The organism is Chryseobacterium paludis (assembly GCF_025403485.1).
Taxonomy (GTDB): Bacteria; Bacteroidota; Bacteroidia; order Flavobacteriales; family Weeksellaceae; genus Chryseobacterium; species Chryseobacterium paludis.
Map to the genome: position 1 here is coordinate 3,683,223 of NZ_CP099966.1, position 20,739 is coordinate 3,703,961.

Here is a 20,739-nt window from a genome sequence, read left to right on the forward strand (position 1 = left end):
TGAAATTTTAATTTCATTTAGAGTAATCGTTTTTCTGCAACTACATTCGCAGAATCTTTAACCTGTCAAAATTACATTTATGGAAAACCAAGCAAAAAACAATCCATACTATTCAAGAACAGATACCACAAAATTGAACATTTCCAATGAAGAATGGAAAAAAATCTTGGCTCCGGATCTGTATGCTGTATCAAGAGAAGCTGCAACGGAAAGGGCTTTTACAGGAAAATATAATGAATTTGATGAAATAGGAGACTATTATTGTGCCGTCTGCGGGCATCATTTGTTTCGTTCCACATCAAAATTCGCAAGCAGTTGCGGGTGGCCAAGTTTCTTTGAAGCCGATAAAGAAGGTGTTTATTATAAAAGAGATACTGCTTATGGGATGGAAAGAGTAGAGGTGCTTTGCAAAAGATGTGATTCTCATTTAGGGCACGTTTTTGATGATGGACCAAAACCTACCGGACTTAGATATTGTATGAATTCCGTGAGCCTGGAATTTGTTCCGGATTCCAAAGAATAGATTTGTTTTGGAAGAGCTGCAACATCTGGATGAGCGAAAACTGGTATGGAATGTATTATCCGAATTATACCTGGATACAGAACTTCAGGAATCGGATTTTCAATATGTAGCTTTAAGCCTTTATAAAAGCCCTTTTAGTTTTGATGAAATTAAAAGAATTGATCAGTACGAAGTTTTTCCAGTGCTCTTTTCTAATCTATTAAATCCGGCTGGAGAATGGGGCGGATTTGATGAAAAAAGATTAGTTAAAAATATTATGAACTGGATGGAATCCAGAAGTACACTGGATATTTTTGCCATCAAATGTATTTATGTTCTATATGAACCTGTAAATAGGAGTTATTGGAAAAGACTGGAAGAGATTTATAATCAGATAGATGCTTTTGACGGCCGTTAAAGTTTCTTAAATAGAGTTAAACTTTTTAGAGTTATAACTGTCTGGTAATTATGTTTTTATAATTTTGCTCCACTAATTGATATTTTACATAGGATTGAATGAAAGGATTATATAGCCTATTAGGCTTTGCGTATATGGTTACTACTTCATTTTATGTTTCCCCGGAGAAAGGAAATTTAAGGAGTGAGATCATAAGCACAGAAAAAATTGAAAGAGTAAACGATACGAAATCTGAGAAGACGATAAGTACAGTATCTTCATCAGAAGCATTATATAAATCAATTGTATTTGAACCAGGGCATGAGCTTAATGAAGAAGTGTTTTTTAAAGCATTAACAGGATTTGAAAATTTGAAAAAGGCAGGATTGCTGAACCAGGATTCGCACTTATTAACTATCTGCGATTTTTCTATGTCTTCAAATACAAACAGACTTTGGGTGATTGATACACAGGAAAAGAAAGTACTATTTAATTCATTGGTTGCTCACGGAAAAAACACCGGTGAGGAATTTGCAACAAACTTTTCAAATACTGAAAGCTCACTTCAAAGCAGCATGGGATTTTATATTACGGATGCTACCTATAATGGAGACAACGGATATTCTTTAAGATTACTGGGAATGGATAAAGGATTTAATGATGCGGCCTACAAAAGAGCAATTGTAATGCATGGAGCGAACTATGTAAGTGAAGAGTTTGCCACAATGCATAAAAGAATTGGAAGAAGCTGGGGGTGTCCCGCAATTCCAAAAGACCTTACTGCTCCTATCATTAATACCATAAAAGGAAGAAATTGCCTCTTCATTTATTATCCTGATCAGAATTATCTTTCTTCGTCTGAATGGTTGAAGTCTTAATTTACAGGGAGTAATATAAATGGTGCTCACATATATAATGGTGCCGTAAGAAATAATTAAATATAACATGGAAAACAAAAGTGAGTTTGTACCTTCTTTTAGATTGCTAAGTAATCCTGATGGAACAAGCAAATTCGAGAAAGGTAAAATACCCACATTGAAATCCATGAATACCACTACTTTTTGGATAAGTACCATGACAGAAGAATGGGAAAAGAATGTACATCCAGCTCCCAGGAGGCAGTATGTGGTCACATTAAAAGGAAAAATTTTATTTAAAGTTAGTGATGGTTCTACATTTCTAATTGAACCGGGAATAATTCTAGTTGCAGGAGATACTGATGGTGTTGGTCATAGTTGGGAAATAATGAAGGGAGATCAATGGGAGAGGCTTTATATTCCAATTGCAGAGGGTGAAGATGATTTTTTTATTCCTGATTCTGAATAAAATGAGAAAGCAGTCAATTTTGACTGCTTTTTTTTGTATCTAAAATCTGCTGAATCTCTTTGATCTGCGAGATATTAGTGGCTAAATTTTTTGAAAATCACTGTTGCATTATGCCCGCCAAATCCAAAAGCATTACTTAATGCATAAGTAATATCCTTTTCTTTTGCTTCATTAAATACGATGTTAACATCTTTTGGAATATTCGGATCAATGTTATGAAGGTTAATGGTTGGTGGAATAATTCCATTTTGGATCGCTTTTATCGAGAGTATCGCTTCTGCAGCACCTGCAGCACCTAATAAATGTCCCGTCATTGATTTCGTTCCACTGATATCCAGTTTTTTACTTCCTTTGAAAATACTGCTGATCGCTTTTAGCTCAATTAGATCGCCCAGGGGTGTTGAGGTAGCATGTGGATTGATATAGTCAATATCTTCTGCATTTACACCAGCTTCCTTAAGAGATAGCTGCATCGCTTTGATTGCCCCTGCTCCCTCAGGATGAGGTGCAGTCATATGATAGGCATCTGCAGTCATTGCTGCACCTACCAATTCAGCATATATTATTGCTCCTCTGCTTTTTGCATGCTCATATTCTTCAAGAACAAGAGAGCCAGCACCTTCTCCGATCACAAAGCCGTCTCTCTCAGCGTCGTAAGGGCGGCTTGCTGTTGCAAAATCATCATTTCTCGTAGACATGGCTTTCATAGTAGAGAATCCACCCACTGAAGCCGGGGTAATACCAGCTTCTGAACCCCCACTGATAATTACTTTTGCTTTGCCTAAACGGATATAGTTAAAGGCATCCATTAATGCTGTATTTCCAGTTGCACAAGCAGAAACGGTGGTATAATTAATTCCCTGAAGTCCATATTTCATGGAAATCATTCCGGAAGCCATGTTAGCAATGAATTTTGGCACAAAGAACGGATTAAAACGGGGCGTTCCATCCCCAGTATAATATTCTGCAACTTCATTTTCGAAAGTTAACATCCCTCCCTGTCCTGTTCCCCAGATCACTCCGGTGTCAAAAGGATCCATATTTTCAAAATCTAATCCTGAATCCTGAATCGCTTCTGCAGAGGCATACATTGCATACTGTGTGAAAAGATCACTTCTTTTTATTTCATTATGAGTTAAATGAACTTTAGGATCAAAACCTTTTACTTCGCATGCAAAGTGAACTTTAAATTTTTCTGCATCGAAATGTTTGATCAAAGCAGCTCCGCTTACTCCATTAATACTGTTTTGCCAGAAATCTTCGACATTGTTTCCCAAGGGTGTAACAGCACCCATTCCTGTAATGACAACTCTTTTCATACCTAGTTATTGATTTTAAATAAATTAGAGGTTCCCCTTGCAATTAATCTTGTTTTATCTGCGTTCCATATTTCGCATTGGGCATTCACAAATTGCTTCCCTCTTTTAATGATTTTAGTTTCCGCTACAATATTATCATTTTCTTTCGCAGTTGAAAAATAATCGATGACATTATTTATGGTTGTTATGAAAGAATTTTCATTTAGTGAAAACATAGTGGCACCTATCATGTCATCAACAATAGCCGCGGTTACTCCACCATGAAGTTTGCCAATAGGATTCAGCCACTCCGGACGTACGGTATACTGAAATTCCAGATTTCCTTCTTCTACGGAAATAATAATGGGATTCAGCCATTTCATAAAAGGTGAAGGAGACTGATCAAATTCCCTTCCAATGAATTGTCTTAACTGTTCTAATCGATCCATATTGTAATTCTTATTTTTCTAAGATCATTGTAATTCCCTGCCCTCTGGCCGCACAAATTGAAATAAAGCCTTTTCCACTTCCTTTTTCATTTAAAAGTTTAGCCAGTGTGGCAATTATTCTACCACCTGTTGCTGCAAATGGATGGGCTGCAGCAAGGCTTCCTCCTTTTACGTTAAGTTTATTTCTGTCTATTTTTCCCAATGCTTTTTCGAGGCCAAATTTTTTAGCGAGATCATCATTTTCCCAAATTTTAATTGTTGCCAGAACCTGTGCTGCAAAAGCTTCATGGATTTCATAATAATCAAAATCTTCAAGGCTCATTCCTGCTTTTTTCAACATTCTTTCTGCTGCAAAAACAGGCGCTAAAAGTAAATTTTGTTTATTTTCAACATATTCAATTCCGGCTAATTCTGAAAAGGTAATATATGCTAAGATCGGGAGGTTATTTTCTTTTGCCCATTCTTCACTTGCTAATAAAATAGCTGAAGCTCCATCTGTAAATGGGGTAGAATTTCCAGCTGTTAAGGTTCCGTTTTTTTTATCAAAAGCGGGTTTTAGCTGAGCTAATTTTTCAAGACTTGTATCAATGCGCAGGTTGTTGTCTTTATCCAGGCCAAAAGCAGGGGTGATCATATCACTAAAGAAACCTTCATCATAAGCTTTTGCCATATTTTTGTGACTTTTAAAAGCCAGTTCGTCCTGATCTTCCCGGGATATCTGGTAGTATTTTGCAGTTATTTCCGTGTGTTCACCCATCACTAAACCAGTTTTAGGTTCTTGCCCTTTATAAGGAATTGGCATCCAGTCTTTCAGCTTAGGACTTAATAATTGCTTTAACTTTCCGAAAGCTGATTTTTCTTTATTAGCTTTTAGGAGAGCTTTACGCAATCTTGCTGATGATTCAAAAGGAATATTGCTCATTGCTTCGACACCACAGGCGATGCCACTTTCTATTTGACCCAAGGCAATTTTATTTCCAATATAGATTGCGGCTTCAATTCCAGTATCACAGGCCTGTTGCAGATCACATGCCGGAGTTGCCTGATCCAGAGAAGTATTCATTACGGTTTCTCTGATGAGGTTGCTTTCCGAAATATGTTTGATAACAGCACCACCGGCAACTTCTCCAAGAAGTTTCCCTTTCAGATGATAGCGGTCTATTAATCCATTTAAAGCAGAGACCAGCAAATCCTGATTTCCGGCATTTGCATAAGCGGTATTCATTCTGGCAAAAGGAATTCTGTTGTATCCTATAATAGCCACTTTTTTTGTTTCCATATGATAAAATTTATGATGGAATGATATTGAGTTCCTGATCTATAATTAATAATATTCTGTCTAAGGCAAGATTTAGATAGCTTTCATCACCAGTTGTTTTGGAAAGTAAAATTCCTCCTTCGGTTAGCATAATGAATAGGGAAGCCAATTCGTTGGCGTTCGCATTTTTCTTAAGCTCTCCATTTTTCTGACCTTCAACAATTGTTGTTGAGATTTTTTTAATCCACCCCTCAAAAGATAGAGTTACCTGTTTTTTTAGTATTGGGAAAGTATCGTCTGCCTCGGTAGCAGCATTCATCAGAGGACATCCACCATTAAGAAAAACTGCTTTCCAGCTTTTGCGATAAAAATTGACAAAGGCCTTTAATTTATCCAGGGCAGAAGGAAAGTCCTCTCCCAAAGATCTGGCCATACTCTTACTCAATAATGTTGAATTGTATTTATAAGCTTCAAGCGCCACTTCGTCTTTGTTTTCAAAGTTGCCATAAATACTGCCTTTTGTTAATCCTGTAGCTTCCGTAATGTCCGAAAGCGTCGTTGAGAGATAGCCTTTCTTATTAAATAAGGGGGCTGTTGTCTCAATAATAAACTGTTTGGTCTTTTCTGCTTTTGACATAATCATGAAATTATATGCAAATATACAAAAATATACCAAATGGTATATTTGGTTTTAAAACTAAGTCTGAGAGTGTTAACTCCCAGACTTAATATGATTTTATTTAAATAAAGCTTCTTTTATTGTTGAAGCTGCCTGAGCTATTGATTCCTGAATGGCGGGAATGTGAGCCAATGGATTCAGCATTCCGTAATCGTGAATGAATCCTTTATAAACAGCAAGTGTGGTAGGAACTCCTGCTTCGTCCAATTTTCTTCCGTAGGCTACCCCTTCGTCATGAAGAATATCATTTTCAGCAACGTGAAGCAATGCCGGAGGTAATCCTTTCAGTTCTTCAAGAGAAGCCTGATATGGTGAAGCATATTTCTCTTTTCTTTTTTCAAGATCTGTGGTATAGTTATCCCACATCCATTTCATTAACGGAGCAGTTAAAAATCTTTCCTGTCCATATTTTTCATAAGATTCTCTTGAGAAATCAGAGTCAGTAACTGGCCATAATAAAACCTGGTATTGAAGTTTTGGTCCGTTTTTGTCTTTTGCCATCAAAGAAACTACTGCAGCCATATTTCCACCCACACTATTTCCAACGACCGCTAATTTTGAACCATCAACGCCAATATCTTTCCCATTTTCAGCAACCCATTTTGTAGCGGCATATGCTTGATTAACAGCTGTAGGATATTGAGCTTCAGGAGAAGGTGTGTAATCCGGGAATACTGCAACAGCACCACTTTTTACAACAAGATCCCTCACTAATCTTTTATGAGTAGGAAAATCTCCTAAAACCCATCCGCCACCATGGAAGAACATAAATACCGGAAGATTATCTTTTGCTCCTTTAGGTTTTACAATGTGGATATTTAGTGAAATTCCATCCTGGGTAATTGTTCTTTCAGACTCTTCAATATCAGAATAATCAAAACTTACTGATTTTTGTGCTCCCACAAGAACTTGTCTTGCGTCTTCAGGCGACATTTCTTCAATTGGTTTTCCGCCTCCACCGTTGAGTTCTTTAAGAAATGCGCGAATATCTTTTAGAATATGTGGATCGGTTTCTGCGGGTTGGATATGGTGTGACATAATGTTTGGTTTTTAAGGTTGTTAATTGGTTATAGTAGTAAGGTTTTAAGCTAAAGTAGCATTCAAGGTAATTTCAAAATTGAAAGCTGCACTTACAGGACATCCTTCTTCAGCTATTTTAGCATACTTTTGGAAATCCTCTTCAGAAAGGCCAGGAACTTTTGCAGTTAAAGTTAATTCCGACTTCGTAATTTTTCCGATACTTGGATCAAGGGTAATCACAGAAGTTGTTTTTAATTCCTCAGGAGTAAAACCTGCTTGTGATAATTCTGCACTTAGTTTCATGGTAAAGCATCCTGCGTGAGCAGCAGCCAATAACTCTTCCGGGTTTGTTCCTACTCCATCAGCAAAGCGGCTGTTGAAAGAATACTGTGTTTCGTTTAAAGTAGTACTTTGAGTCGTTAAACTTCCTTTTCCTTCTTTGATGTTACCGTTCCAAACGGCTGTTGCGTTACGTTTCATAATGTTTTGTTTTTAAATTATTTTAAATTGATTTTTGATATGACAAAGGTATGGTGTTGATGGGTTGATCTCAATAGATAAAAAGAACTAAATATTGTACTTTTTTCCCGATGAGTAACTTTTTTTGAAATTGGAAGGTGTACTGCCTACTTTGTTTGTAAAAAGTCTGTTGAAATAAGCAGGGTCTTCATATCCGAGGTCGTAAGCAATTTCTTTTACCGGTTTATCCGTATAAAATAGTAGCCTTTTCGCTTCGAGCAAAATCCTGTTAATGATCAACTGATTTGGAGATTCCAAATTTAAATGTTTAAATTTATGAGTCAATGTTTTTGGGGCAATACGCAATATTTCTGCATAATCGGCAACATTATGTTTTTCCCTGAAATGGATTTCCAGGTTTCTGCTAAAGTCTCTGAATACATCCAATTCATTACCAGGAATATTAACGACATCCGTTTCCAGGTTTTGCTTTTTCCATTTTCTTGTTGAATGAATGATAATCTGTTTCAGATAGGTTCTGATCATTTCCTCATTCGACGACTGTTTCCATTCGAGCTCATGCCTTATATTTTTAAGTAAACTTTCAATAACGATAGACTCCTCTGAATCAAGTTCTACTTTTGGAATTTCAAAAATGTTGTGAAAAAGAAGCCCATCACAGGCAACTTCTTTATCGTGGATCTGAATGCAGTAAAAGTCCCTATTATAATAAAGAAGAACAGATTCGTTCGGGTTTCCCTTTTTTACATCGAGGTATTGATTAGTAAGAAAAAACAGCGTAGGTACGTCTGTCTTGTAATGATTGAAATCCACACTGAGTTCATATCCAGGAGGAACAAAAAAAATTTTGATCTCGGAACGGAACCTATTTTCTTTAAGGGTGTCTAAATTTTCTTCAGAAAAAACATCGAATCCAAACTTTTTATAAGGGTCTTCAAAAATTAAACTTTGTGAGAGCATTGATATACTTTAACAATAAAGATACAAAAATGAATAATGTCAATTCTATTAATTCTTCGTATCATGCATGTAAGAATAAAAATTTATATATTTCCGATAATTCTATGATCAATATTTACATTTAAATATAATTTTCTTTAAAAACTATATGAGCAGTTTAGAAAATATTCTGAGAGAAATAACTCCTCTATCTCCAGAGGATAGTTTTCTTGTATTTGACAGGATAAAAACATCCTTTGATTTCCCCTATCATTATCACCCGGAAATTGAGATCAATTTTATTTATAAAGGAAAAGGATATCGCCGGATGGTAGGTGATCATACGGGAGAGATCGGAGAGATCGAATTAGTGCTGGTTGGTCCTAATCTTCCACATTGCTGGGCGAATTATAAATGTAAGAACAAGAAAACGTATGAAATTGTAGTACAGTTCAATCAGGATTTCTTTAACCAATCTCTGATGCAGAAAAATATTCTGAAACCCATTAGCAATTTGATCAATGAATCGATCAGGGGAATTTTGTTCTCGAAGGAAACGGCAGAAAAGCTGAAGGAATCATTTCTTAATTTATCAAAGATGAATAGTTTTGAATCTTTTATAGAGATCATGAAAATTCTCAATGAATTGGCTACCGCTGAAAATAAAACATTTTTATCATCCTATAGTATTGAACTTGAGACATTTGTGGATAGTGATAAAATGAAAACGATCCATGATTTCGTTCATAAAAACTTTGAAAATAAAATCACCTTAGATCATATAGCCTCACTGATCAATATGAGTAGTGTGAGCTTTAATAGGTTTATCAAGAAAAGGACAGGTAAAACTTTTGTGAACTACCTCAATGAGATAAGAGTAAGTTATGCTGCCCGTTGGCTAATGGAAAAAAACCTTACTATTTCTGAAATTGCTTTTGAAGCAGGTTTTAATAATATTGCCAACTTTAATAAGGTTTTTAAATCCATAAAAAAAACAACACCCACAGAATTTAAGGAGCAGTTTAAAGGAGTTAAAAAGATAGAATGATATTTTTTATTTAAAAGATTTCATATTCTTGAGTCCGGATTTAGGTATTCGGATTTTCTTTTGATAAGCAGTAAACCGATAAGAATGACAGAATAAATTGATTATAAATCACAATTTGCATGCAAAAATCATCAAAAACACCTATTATTTTTAATCTCTAAAAGTATTATAAAAGACTGTCTGTCAGGAGAAAATAAGACGGCTTAAAAAATGTTAGAAAAAATAATATCGTTTTATGACAAAATAGTATTATATCTAATTGAGCACAAAAATTAGATTTGTCAATATGAATTAAATTTTAACAAAACTTTAATTGTTTGGTGTTTATGATACATAAATGTTAAGCAAAATAAGTTGGGTTTGTTTTATAAGTAAAAACAAGATGTAAAGTACTGATTCTAAATTAAACACTATTTAATCTACCTATGAGAAAAACTGCTATACCGGTTTTATTAGCCTTTTCTGTGTTTGGATATGCACAAGAAGCTAAGCCAGCCGATACAACTAAAACAGCCGATATTGAAGAGGTTGTTGTGACATCTTTGGGGATCAAAAAACAAGCACGCTCTCTTACCTATTCAAGCCAACAGATTGGCGGAGATGAACTGACTGCTGTAAAGACTCCCAATCTTTTAAATTCCATCAACGGAAAAGTTTCCAATGTGCAGATCAATAGAACCAATGGTGTAGGAAGTTCCGTAAGAGTGGTAATGAGGGGGAATAAATCTGTATCTAATAGTCAGCCATTGTATGTGATCGATGGAATTCCAATCATCAATGATGCGGGGAAAGCTCCTGAGATCAGTCAGTATTCAAGTATGCCAGATGCGGGGGATGTATTAAGCTCCATCAACCCAGATGATATTGAAAGCATGAATTTTCTTAAAGGAGCTTCAGCTTCAGCGCTCTATGGTTCTGCAGGTGGTAACGGTGCAATATTAATCACAACAAAAAAGGGGAAAGCCGGAAGAAGTTCTATTAGCTATAGTTCTAGTTTCAGTGTAGAACGGGCATATAGTCTTCCTAAATTGCAACACAGTTATCTATCCTATGATCCATCTGTGGCGAACGACACTCCAGGTGCCTCTGTTCAGAGTTGGGGAGCAAAAGGATCTTCTAAGGATTACTTAAAAGATTTTCTACAAAACGGAACAACATGGGTTAATAGTCTTTCCTTTCAATCAGGAAATGAGAAATCAACAAATTATTTTTCTTTAGGAAATACAACCAACAAAGGAGTTGTTCCTCTTTCTTATTTTGATCAGTACAATGTCTCTTTCAGAAACTCCAGTAAATTTCTGGATGATAAATTAACGTTGGATGCTAACTTCATTGGTTCCATACAGAATAGTGAAAACAGACAATCCCCGGGGGTATCTTTTTCTCCCTTAACGAGTCTGTATTGGTTGCCTAGAGGAGTAGATTTTGATCAGTATGGGGGAGATAATTATTCCTACATTGATAAAAATCGTTTACTTCCAGCCCAAAATTGGTGGGAGGTAAAGCCAGACGGATCATTTAAAGGAAATCCTGCTACACAGAATCCATATTGGATATTGAATAGAGATAAGGTGACAGTAAGTAACAAAAATACATACAGTGCAGTAGCTCTATCCTACCAGATCAATCCTTGGTTGACTGCCAGAGTGCGTGGAAACTACAGCTGGAGTATCTCCGATAGCCAGAGAGGAATTTCTGCCTACTCAGACCCGGCATTGTTGGTCAATGGAACGAATGGAAGATTGCTTAGAAATACATATGAAAATTCTTCCACTTATGGAGATGTTTTATTGGTTGGTAGCCCAAAATTAAGTGAGGATATTTCTCTAGACTTTACAGTGGGAGGAAGTATTAATACAACAAGAAATAAAGTAACGCAAATTGATAACGCCAGTCTGGTAACACCCAATTTATTTGCACTAAATAACCTTTTGTGGCCAGGAAACAGGGCTCCGGGAGATGGGTATCATTATATTTATTATAACTTAAAAAAACAGGTACAGTCATTTTTTGCCAGTGCGTCTGTTGGATACAAAAATATGTTGTACCTGGACATGACATTCAGAAACGACTGGGATTCTACTTTGGCCTTAACTGGTAGAAAAGGATTTGACTACGAATCAATAGGTGCAAATGCTATATTATCCTCGGTCTTTAAACTTCCGGAAGTTATTAATTTCTGGAAATTAAGGGCATCTTATGCTACTGTTGGGCTAGGGTTGCCACCAAATATATCAAACGCAATGCTAGAATATAATAAAGGATATTCTTTTGGAGTAGACGCAGGAACAATTGTATATCCTAAGAGTTCATTTGTTACTGATCCCCGTTATAAGGATCTATTTCCAAAACCGGAGCTTAATAAAACATTTGAAGCAGGTACTGAATTGAGAATACTTAGAAACAGGCTTAATTTTGATTTTACTTATTATGACTCTAATGCTACTAATCAATTGTTAGAAACATTGATCTCTTCCAATTTAGGAGGCATTCCTACTGGTTCATATTATATTAATGCCGGAAAGATACAGAATACGGGGTTTGAATCTTCATTATCATACAAGATTTTCAACACAGGGAAATTTGATTGGACAACCACATTGAATGGATCTGTGAACAAAAACAAGATCGTGGAACTATTTCCGTCAAGCCTAAATATTCCTCAGGATCAACTGTTTTCATTGACTGGTGGTGGAAACTACACAAAAATGAAATTGGGAGGTTCGTTTGGTGATATTTATGGAATTAAATATCAAAGAGACGATCAGGGTCGTATTTTAGTGGATAAAGATGGTATTCCATTAGCAACTACAGGGAGCCTTGGTTATTTAGGTAACCCAAATCCTAAATTTATCTTAGGTTTTAACAATAATTTTAATATTGGTAAATTAGGCATTTCCTTCCTTGTTGATGGGAAATTTGGAGGACAGGTATTATCACTTACTGAAAAAGCGAATGATGTTTATGGTGTGAGCCAGGCTTCTGCGAATGCTCGTGATGCAGGAGGGGTATCTATTCCAAATTCAGTGTATGCACCGGGAACACCTAATGCAGGACAGATCTATACTGGCAAAACAGATCCAAAAGCATACTATAAAGCAATTGGAGGAATTGAAAATAATACAGGGATTGATGAGGCCTATATGTATAGTGCTACAACAGTACGTTTACGCCAGGCATCAGTCTCCTATACCTTTGATGTGAATTCAAAATATATGAGAAGTGCAACAGTAAGTCTTGTAGGAACGAATTTGTTTTTCTTCTATAAAAAGGCGCCGTTCGATCCTGAGCAGGTATCAGGAAATACACCTGGTGGTGTAGGGGTAGATTCATTTGGATTACCGATCACCCGATCTATTGGATTATCACTAAAAGCTAACTTCTAATTTTACAATACAAAATGAAAATCATTAATATAAAAACATGGGTACTAGGAGTGGTAGTATTAGCTTCTGCTTCCGGATGTACCAGTGAACTTGATCAATATAATCAGGAAAAGTTAGGAGGGCCTGAAAATTTTTATGCAGATTTTAAATTGGTGGTAGACCCTTTAGTTTCTATGCAGAGAGGGCTTCAGGCAGATTACCAGCTCTATCCTAATTTGAGTGCCGATATGTTCAGCGGGATGTTCAGTACAGCATCACAGTTTAATGGGGGAAAAAATAATATGACCTATTATATGATGGATGGATGGAACAACAGGATTATTGCTAGACAACAGGATATTTTCAATTATTCTATCAACATTGATAATGCTGCTAAGAAAATCTATCCAGGTATAGATTTTAAAGGAACATTTGCAGTTAAAAAAATATTGAGAGTAATTACTGCTGCAAGGGTTTCTGATAACCATGGTCCAGTAGTATACAGTAAATATGACACACCGAATGCCAATGGTACTACGGATTTTGATTCTCAACAAAATGCCTATAATCAGTTTATTATTGATCTTACGGCTGCTATTAATGATCTACAAATGATACAGAATAGCCCTGCAACACAAAATGTAGAAGATAAATCTGCATTAAAAAAAGCAGATTTAGTCTATCAGGGAAATATGGGTAAATGGGCAAAATTAGCTAACTCTCTTAAATTGAGGTTAGCGATGCGTATGAGTTATGCTGATCCTGCAAAATCCAAGCAATATGCTGAAGAAGCGCTTGCATCATCTGCAGGATTAATTACTGAAAATGAAGATAATGCTTTGATCAGCGTTGGTCAGTCTGAATTGAGTTTCATTATCTATGGTTGGGGAGATTGTCTTATAGGAGCACCATTAATGGCCTATATGAACGGGTATAATGACCCTAGACTTCCTGCCTATGCAATTCCTGCAACGGACAGTGATGCTCAAATTAATGGGAAGTATATTGGAATACGACAAGGAATTGATTTATTAAATGGGAAAACTACTTATGGAGGATTTTCTCAGCCACAGGCAAAATCGGCAAATGGAGATTATTTCTCTGCTACTGACGGTAAAATGAAATTGTTTACCGCTGCCGAAACCTGGTTCCTGAAAGCAGAAGCAGCACTGAGAGGTTATGCTGGAGCTGGTGGAATCCAGGCAGATTATGAAACTGGAGTTCAGCAATCTTTTGGTGAATGGGGGAAAAGCGCTAGTGTTGCTGCATATCTTGCCAATAACACTGCTACAGAAGCTCCGTATGTTGATCCAAAAAATACCGCTAATAATATAGGTCTTGGACACCCTGAATTGAGTACGATTACCATTGCCTGGAACAATGCTGATTCTAATGAACGAAAATTAGAAAGGATCATTACCCAAAAGTGGTTGTCGCTTTATCCTAACGGACCTGAAGCATGGGCAGAGCAAAGAAGAACCGGTTATCCTATTCTTTTCAAAGTAAGACAAAATGATAGTGGCGGGCTTATCAGTACAGATGCAATGATTCGTAGAATTCCATTTACTGTAGATACTAAAAATTCACTATTTAATTATCCTCAGGCCTTGCAATATTTAGGTGGAGCAGATACAGGTGGAACTAAACTATGGTGGGATAAGAAACCATAAATTTAATTTAAAAAATTAAAAATTTAGGGGAAGTCTCAAGGGTCAGATTTTATTTGATTTTTTTCGTTCCGATGTAGGAAGAATCTATTGTTTTTTTATTTCTTCATCAAGTTTCGTTTAAATCGGAATGAACCCTTGAGATACTCTCTTTGTATAAAAGTAATATGGGAAAGACCAGCTCCGAGACTCATTCAATAAAACCTATTTTCTGGATTTCAACATTGTATTTTGCAATGGGTGTACCCTTTGTGACTATTAATGCTGTTTCCGGGATCATGTATAAGGATATGGGGGTTTCGGATTCAAAGATTGCTTTCTGGACTGCTCTGATTTTATTTTCCTGGACACTTAAGCCTCTTTGGAGTCCTTTTTTGGAAATCTATAAAACAAAAAAATTCTTTGTTGTTTTTACTCAATTTGCGATAGGGATTCTGTTTGCTTTGGTTGCATTCACTCTTCCATTACCAGAATTTTTCAAGTATAGTATCGCTCTTTTTGCTGTTGTTGCGTTTTGTGGATCGACACATGATATTGCAGCAGACGGGACTTATATCAATTTTTTAACCAATAAAGAACAGGCAAAATATATAGGATGGCAGGGAGCATTTTATAACCTGGCCAAGATTATCAGCAGTGGAGTACTGGTTTACTTCGCTGGGGTTTTAGAGAAAACGAAGGGAGTTACTCATGCATGGATGATCATCATGGGAGTTTATGCGGTCTTATTTTTCATTTTGGCCATTTATCATTATTCTATTTTACCGAAAGAAAATAAACAGGAAAAGCAGAAAAATGAAAAAACGGCTGGAAATGTCCGGCATGAACTTTTGGAAGTGATTACTTCTTTCTTCACAAAACGTAATATTATGTGGTCTGTATTGTTCATTATTTTATATCGTTTTGCAGAAGGATTCGCCATAAAGATTGCCCCATTGTTTTTCAAAGCTCCGAGAGCTTCGGGAGGACTAGGATTGTCCACATCGGATATCGGTCTTATTTATGGAACTTATGGATCAGCAGCCTTTATTTTAGGATCTGTACTGGCGGGTTATTTTATTTCTGCCCGAGGGTTGAAAAGATCTTTAATCTGGCTTTGCTGTGCTTTCAATGTTCCGTTTGTAGTGTATGCCTTATTGGCTCATTACCAACCAGATACTCTTTTACCAGTAAGTATTGCTGTTGTCGTAGAATACTTTGGCTATGGGTTTGGTTTTGTTGGGCTTATGTTGTATATGATGCAGCAGATAGCACCGGGAAAACATAAAACAGCCCATTATGCATTTGCAACAGGGATCATGAATCTGGGTGTGATGATTCCTGGAATGTTCAGTGGAATGATCAGTGATTGGATCGGATACAAAATGTTTTTCATCTGGGTTCTGATTGCTACTATTCCTGCATTTGCAGTCACATTTATAGCACCCTTTCCTCATCCGGAAAAACAAAAAGAAGAATAATTCAATTATCAAATAATTTTAAATAAAAGTAAAAAATACTTTATGACACCTCAATCAGCAATGATCCCTTGGCAGGATCGTCCGGTAGATAGTCACGATGTAATGTGGCGTTTCTCCGAAAATCCAATTATCAACAGATATGCGATACCTACATCAAACAGTATATTCAATAGTGCCGTAGTTCCTTTTGAAGATGGATTTGCGGGAGTTTTCAGATGTGACAACAAAGCCGTGCAAATGAATATTTTCGCAGGTTTTAGTAAGGACGGTATTAACTGGGATATCAATCACAATCCTATTGAAATGCAGGCAGGAAATACTGAAATGATCGAATCTGATTATAAATACGATCCACGTGTTGCCTTTATTGAAGACCGTTACTGGATCACATGGTGCAACGGATATAATGGGCCTACCATAGGAATCGGTTATACTTTTGATTTTAAAGAATTTTTCCAGTGTGAAAACGCTTTTTTACCATTTAACAGAAATGGAGTGCTTTTCCCCGAAAAGATCAATGGTAAATATGCGATGTTGAGTCGTCCAAGTGATAATGGGCATACTCCGTTTGGAGATATCTACATCAGCTATAGTCCGGATATGAAATACTGGGGTGAACACCGTTGTGTAATGAAAGTAACACCTTTTGAAGATAGCGCATGGCAATGTACTAAGATCGGAGGTGGCCCGGTTCCAATAAAAACCGATGAAGGATGGTTGTTATTCTATCATGGAGTAATTAATACATGCAGTGGTTTCCGATATTCGATGGGAGCTGCATTGCTTGACCTTGAAGATCCTTCAAAAGTGTTGTACAGAACAAAACCTTATCTGTTAGCTCCGGCAGAATTGTATGAGCTAACAGGAGATGTTCCTAATGTGATTTTTCCTTGTGCAGCATTGTCGGAAGGAGATAAAGTTACTGTATATTATGGTGCTGCTGATACCACAGTTGCTATAGCTTTTGGATATATCTCAGAAATTATTGATTTTATGAAAAACAATTCTATTTAAATTGTAATGAAAAGCGTCATTTTCTCGCTTTTAAAATAAAATTTTCATTTTTTTGTGTTGTCTTAAAAATGTTCAAGATCTCTCTATTATGAAAAAAGAACTGCTTATCTATTTTTTTATTGCTCTGTTTTTTCAAACGGTTAATGCTCAACAACGGAAGGATGATGTCCTTTCATGGGTGGATCCCTTTATAGGAACTGGCGGGCACGGCCACACATTCCCGGGAGCTACAACACCTTTCGGAATGATACAGTTGAGCCCCGATCAGAATACAAAAAGTGGTGACTGGGATTGGTGTTCAGGATATCATTACAGCAGTAAGACTATAATGGGGTTTAGCCACAATCACCTTAGTGGAACCGGTTGGGCTGATCTTGGAGATATTTTGGTAATGCCTACCGTTGGAAAAGTAAAAATGCTTCCCGGTTCAGAAGAAAATCCGGAGAGCGGTTATCGTTCCAAATTCAGTCATGAAAAAGAAACTGCCTCACCTGGATATTATTCTGTGATGTTGGACAGTTATGGCATAAAAGCAGAATTGACGGCTTCGCCAAGAGTAGGCTTTCATAAATATACATTTCCAAAGAGTGATGAATCAAACATTATCATTGATCCAACGAACAAAATCTTCGGAAATATTAATCATACACTGGTAAGAATAGAGGGAAATAACAAAATTTCAGGCTATTGCTACAGTAATGGATGGGGTGGAAAAAGATTTGCCTATTTCGTAATGGAATTTTCAAAACCATTTAAGTCTTATGGAACCTATTCTGAGGGAAAAATAAAAGATAATGAAAATTTTGCCCTTGCTAAAGATGCAAAAGCATATGTAAGGTTTTCTACTGAACAGAACGAAAGCATCGAGGTAAAAGTGTCTTTATCTCCGGTAAGTACAGAAGGAGCAAAGGAAAATTTTGACGCTGAAGCAAAAAATATTGATTTTGCCAAAGCTAAAGAAACAGCACAAAATACATGGCGGGACCTCTTGAATAGATTTCAGATAACAGGAGGAACAAACGATCAGAGAAAAATCTTCTACACAGGAGTTTATCATACTTTCATTGCACCAAATCTATATATGGATACCAATGGAGATTATGTAGCCGCTCAGGAAAATATGAATACGAAATGGTTCACAAACTATAGTACGTACTCGTATTGGGATGGTTTTAGAGCGACACATCCCCTGCTTACTATTATGGATCAGAAGCATACTAAAGAATTTGCAACTTCTCTGATTAGTAGATATACAGACCGTAAAGATCATATGCCGATATGGGAGCTTTGTGGATATGATAATTTCTGTATGCTTGGTTACCATAGTGTATCAGTTATTTGGGATGCCATTTCTAAAGGAGTGCCCGGAATTGATCAGGAGAAAGCATTCGCTGCAATGAAAGACGCTTCTTTAACGGATAAAATGAGCAGCAGTGATGGCGGTGGCGGTCTTAATGATTACATCAAACTTGGTTATTCACCATCAGAAAATGGGGCTTCTGTTTCCGCAACTCTTGAATATGCCTATGACGACTGGTGTATTCAGCAGCTGGCAGAAAAATTAGGTAAAAAAGAGGATGCGGAAGTTTATAAGAAACGTTCAATGAATTTCCTTAATACATTCAATAAAGAGAATAGCCATTTCTGGCCGAAACAAAAAAACGGTCAATTCTTACCTGATTTTCAGTTAAATGACTGGAAAAAATTACAACCTCATTGGGTTTCAGGAAATATCTGGGCGTATGATTTCTTTGCTCCGCATCAGATTGATGAAATGATGAATCTGTATGGCGGAAAAAAAGGATTCGAAGAAAAACTGGATAAGACTTTTACCGACGCACTTAAAATGGAGGGTGAGCAGCATGTTGATATTTCAGGATTTATTGGATCTTTAGGATTTGGTGATGAACCGGGACATCATGTTCCTTATCTTTATAATTATGCGGGAGCTCCATACAAAACTCAGAAAATGATAAAATTCATCCGCGATAATATGTATGCGGCAAAACCTGATGGAATTGTAAATAACGAAGATTGCGGACAGATGTCAGCCTGGTATATTTTCTCTTCATTAGGATTTTATCCGGTTACTCCAGGTAAGCCGGTTTACGCGATTGGAGCTCCTCAGTTCCCTAAAGTTTCTTTAAAACTGGAGAATGGGAAAACTTTCACCGTGATTGCGGACAAAATATCTGATAAGAATATATATGTTCAGAAAATGTATCTGAATGGGAAAGAATTTAAAAGCTGGGAATTGAACCACAGCGACATTATGAATGGTGGCGAATTGAGATTTGTGATGGGAAATAAGCCCGTAAAATAGAATTAATAAAATAACAACGAAATAAAAGTATCAATGGAAAGGAGAAAATTTTTAAAAACAAGTGCATTAGCTGGAGCAGGTTTATTATGGAGTCAGAATACATTTGCGAAAAGTTTTAGCTTTGAAGAATTCCCTGTGGTCCGTGTTCCTAAAGATAAAAGGCATTTTACCAGTGAAGCAGTAGAAACTGCGATTTCAGCGTTTAAAAAGAAAGTTAAAAATAAAGAATTAGCATGGCTCTTCGAAAACTGTTTCCCGAATACATTAGATACTACAGTTTTTTATAAAGAAATTAACGGAACTCCCGATACGTATGTTATTACCGGAGATATAGATGCCATGTGGCTTCGCGATAGTTCGGCTCAGGTATTTCCTTATCTACAGTTTTCAAAAAAGGATGAAAAGCTACATAAGCTCATTTCTGGAGTAATACATAAGCAAACACAATTCATCTTAAAAGATCCTTATGCTAATGCATTCTATAATGATGATAATAAGATAAGCAAGTGGAAAGAGTATGATCATACAGATATGAAACCAGGTATTCACGAGAGAAAGTGGGAAATCGATTCATTATGTTATCCTATTCGTCTGGCGTATAATTTCTGGAAAACAACGGGAGATGTAAAACCTTTTGACGATAACTGGTTGCGGGGTATTAAACTTACTTTACAAACTTTTACTGAGCAACAGAGAAAAACAAACTTAGGTCCTTACAAATTCGAACGTACGACGGCTTGGGCTACAGATGGAATCCCGATGGGAGGTTATGGTTATCCTACGAATCCTGTAGGTCTTATCAATTCAATGTTCCGTCCAAGTGATGACGCCACTATTTATGCGTTCCTGATCCCATCTAATTTATTTGCAGTAGTAAGTTTACGACAGGCCGCGGAGATGGTTTCGGAGATAAAAAATGAAAAAGCTTTGGCTCAGCAATTAAGCAGTCTGGCTGATGAGGTCGATGCTGCCGTCAAAAAGTATGGAATCTACGATCACCCCGAGTATGGGAAAATATATGCTTTTGAAACGAATGGTTTCGGTAGTTATAATTTGATGGACGACGCCAATTGTCCGAGTCTTTTAGGTTTACCTTATCTGGGAGCAGTAAAAGCTGATGATCCTATCTATTTAAATACCAGAAAATATGTGTGGTCAAAGGATAATCCTTTCTTTTTCAAAGGAAAGCTGGCTGAAGGAATTGGCGGACCTCATATCGGTCTTGATATGATCTGGCCAATGAGCATCATTATGAAAGCCCTTACAACTAAAGATAAAGGTGAAATAAAATGGTGCATAGAAACTTTACAAAAAACGCATGGTGGAACAGGTTTCATGCATGAATCCTTTAATAAGGATGATGACAAAAAGTTTACAAGAGGATGGTTTGCATGGTCCAACACCTTATTTGGAGAATTATTATGGAAAACCTTTAACGAAAATCAAGATTTATTGACGTAGAAACTTTACAGTAACACCAGGTTCTTTTTTTGTTCATAACATTTAGATAAAGC

18 protein-coding genes are annotated in these 20,739 nt (G+C 36.5%); 11 read left to right on the forward strand and 7 right to left on the reverse strand.

From position 1 onward, the window contains the following. Window positions 1-79: 79 nt before the first annotated feature. From msrB to NG806_RS16770, 4 genes are all read left to right on the forward strand, one after another. Window positions 80-523, forward strand: a complete 444-nt coding sequence (msrB, locus tag NG806_RS16755) for a peptide-methionine (R)-S-oxide reductase MsrB (protein WP_214830477.1) — start codon at window positions 80-82, stop codon at window positions 521-523. 7 nt (window positions 524-530) lie between these two features. Continuing rightward, the gene (locus NG806_RS16760) at window positions 531-920 is read left to right on the forward strand and encodes a DUF7079 family protein (protein WP_214830479.1); all 390 of its coding nucleotides are present in this window, start codon (window positions 531-533) and stop codon (window positions 918-920) included. Window positions 921-1,018: 98 nt separating this feature from the next. Further along, window positions 1,019-1,777: a murein L,D-transpeptidase catalytic domain family protein gene (locus NG806_RS16765; protein WP_261510756.1), complete on the forward strand. Its 759-nt coding sequence runs from the start codon at window positions 1,019-1,021 to the stop codon at window positions 1,775-1,777. Between the two features lie 67 nt (window positions 1,778-1,844). After that, entirely contained in the window at window positions 1,845-2,225 is a 381-nt protein-coding gene (locus tag NG806_RS16770) for a cupin domain-containing protein (protein ID WP_261510758.1), read from the forward strand. 74 nt (window positions 2,226-2,299) lie between these two features. Here NG806_RS16770 and fabF read toward each other — a convergent pair whose 3' ends face one another. From fabF to NG806_RS16805, 7 genes are all read right to left on the reverse strand, one after another. Beyond that, window positions 2,300-3,544, reverse strand: coding sequence for a beta-ketoacyl-ACP synthase II (gene fabF / locus NG806_RS16775; RefSeq protein ID WP_214830484.1), 1,245 nt, complete (start codon window positions 3,542-3,544; stop codon window positions 2,300-2,302). Between the two features lie 2 nt (window positions 3,545-3,546). Beyond that, on the reverse strand, window positions 3,547-3,972 hold the full coding sequence (locus NG806_RS16780) for a PaaI family thioesterase (RefSeq protein ID WP_261510761.1): 426 nt from the start codon (window positions 3,970-3,972) through the stop codon (window positions 3,547-3,549). A gap of 10 nt (window positions 3,973-3,982) precedes the next feature. Beyond that, complete coding sequence (locus NG806_RS16785; RefSeq protein WP_261510762.1) at window positions 3,983-5,251, reverse strand: acetyl-CoA C-acetyltransferase; 1,269 nt, start codon at window positions 5,249-5,251, stop codon at window positions 3,983-3,985. Window positions 5,252-5,261: 10 nt separating this feature from the next. After that, window positions 5,262-5,867, reverse strand: coding sequence for a TetR/AcrR family transcriptional regulator (locus NG806_RS16790; RefSeq protein WP_214830494.1), 606 nt, complete (start codon window positions 5,865-5,867; stop codon window positions 5,262-5,264). A 99-nt stretch (window positions 5,868-5,966) separates the two neighbouring features. Next, window positions 5,967-6,947, reverse strand: a complete 981-nt coding sequence (locus NG806_RS16795; protein ID WP_261510765.1) for an alpha/beta hydrolase — start codon at window positions 6,945-6,947, stop codon at window positions 5,967-5,969. A 45-nt stretch (window positions 6,948-6,992) separates the two neighbouring features. Continuing rightward, a complete protein-coding gene (locus NG806_RS16800) occupies window positions 6,993-7,409 on the reverse strand; it encodes an OsmC family protein (protein WP_089028566.1) in 417 nt (138 codons plus the stop codon). Window positions 7,410-7,496: 87 nt separating this feature from the next. Beyond that, the gene (locus NG806_RS16805) at window positions 7,497-8,369 is read right to left on the reverse strand and encodes a helix-turn-helix domain-containing protein (RefSeq protein ID WP_214830498.1); all 873 of its coding nucleotides are present in this window, start codon (window positions 8,367-8,369) and stop codon (window positions 7,497-7,499) included. A 148-nt stretch (window positions 8,370-8,517) separates the two neighbouring features. Here NG806_RS16805 and NG806_RS16810 point away from each other — a divergent pair, with 148 nt between their 5' ends. The 7 genes from NG806_RS16810 to NG806_RS16840 all read left to right on the forward strand — a co-directional run bounded on the left by NG806_RS16810 (window position 8,518) and on the right by NG806_RS16840 (window position 20,686). Next, complete coding sequence (locus NG806_RS16810) at window positions 8,518-9,396, forward strand: AraC family transcriptional regulator (protein WP_214830500.1); 879 nt, start codon at window positions 8,518-8,520, stop codon at window positions 9,394-9,396. Between the two features lie 425 nt (window positions 9,397-9,821). Next, window positions 9,822-12,782 carry a SusC/RagA family TonB-linked outer membrane protein gene (locus tag NG806_RS16815; RefSeq protein ID WP_214830502.1) on the forward strand — a complete coding sequence of 987 codons (2,961 nt, stop codon included), beginning with the start codon at window positions 9,822-9,824 and terminating at the stop codon, window positions 12,780-12,782. A 14-nt stretch (window positions 12,783-12,796) separates the two neighbouring features. Next, entirely contained in the window at window positions 12,797-14,431 is a 1,635-nt protein-coding gene (locus NG806_RS16820) for a SusD/RagB family nutrient-binding outer membrane lipoprotein (RefSeq protein WP_214830510.1), read from the forward strand. Window positions 14,432-14,595: 164 nt separating this feature from the next. Continuing rightward, complete coding sequence (locus NG806_RS16825) at window positions 14,596-15,888, forward strand: MFS transporter (protein WP_261510770.1); 1,293 nt, start codon at window positions 14,596-14,598, stop codon at window positions 15,886-15,888. A gap of 42 nt (window positions 15,889-15,930) precedes the next feature. After that, window positions 15,931-16,902 (forward strand): glycoside hydrolase family 130 protein, encoded by a 972-nt coding sequence (locus NG806_RS16830; protein WP_261510772.1) that lies wholly within the window; start codon window positions 15,931-15,933, stop codon window positions 16,900-16,902. Between the two features lie 88 nt (window positions 16,903-16,990). After that, complete coding sequence (locus NG806_RS16835) at window positions 16,991-19,225, forward strand: GH92 family glycosyl hydrolase (protein ID WP_261510777.1); 2,235 nt, start codon at window positions 16,991-16,993, stop codon at window positions 19,223-19,225. A 33-nt stretch (window positions 19,226-19,258) separates the two neighbouring features. Beyond that, entirely contained in the window at window positions 19,259-20,686 is a 1,428-nt protein-coding gene (locus tag NG806_RS16840; RefSeq protein WP_261510779.1) for a glycoside hydrolase family 125 protein, read from the forward strand. Window positions 20,687-20,739: the final 53 nt, after the last annotated feature.